This window comes from Bradyrhizobium sp. 23 (assembly GCF_023073295.1).
Taxonomy (GTDB): Bacteria; Pseudomonadota; Alphaproteobacteria; order Rhizobiales; family Xanthobacteraceae; genus Bradyrhizobium; species Bradyrhizobium canariense_D.
This window is the reverse complement of the sequence record NZ_JADPJF010000086.1, coordinates 1-505: the sequence shown is the minus strand read 5'-3', so window position 1 is coordinate 505 and position 505 is coordinate 1. Positions and strand designations below refer to the sequence as shown.

At 60.4% G+C, this 505-nt stretch carries 1 pseudogene; it reads left to right on the top strand.

The features are described 5' to 3' along the window. Positions 1-505: pseudogene (locus IVB32_RS20650) on the top strand (hypothetical protein); the annotation flags it as partial.

Here is a 505-nt window from a genome sequence, read left to right as displayed (position 1 = left end):
CGAATATCACACGAGCGAACGCACCCGCACCCCCTCCATCGACGAGATCGCACGCACCCTAGTCATTGCGGAGAAATTCACCCACCTCGCCGAGGGCGAGCACGAAACCTATCCTGGCACGCTCGGTGCGCTATGGGGCGTGTGTCTTGCCGACGCTGTTCGCGCACAATCTCACAAGCCGAGCGCATTGCTCATGCTCGATGCATATTCGGGAGAGCAGCTCGCCGCCGTTCCCTTTGATGAGACGTTCAGGGCGCGGTTTGACGAACCTTATGTCGCGATCCATCGCGTCGACTTGCACAACATTCTCCTGGATGCCTGCCGGAAGCTCCCGAACGTTCGCTTGGATCAATCGATCGCAGTGTCGAGCTTTGAAGACCTGGGGGACAGGGTCAGCGTGCTCACCGCCGAAGCGGGGATCATCGAAGGCGCTGCTCTGATTGGCGCCGACGGCTTGCGGTCCGTGATCCGTTCTCAAATGCATCCGCAGGATCAGCCGCGTCTG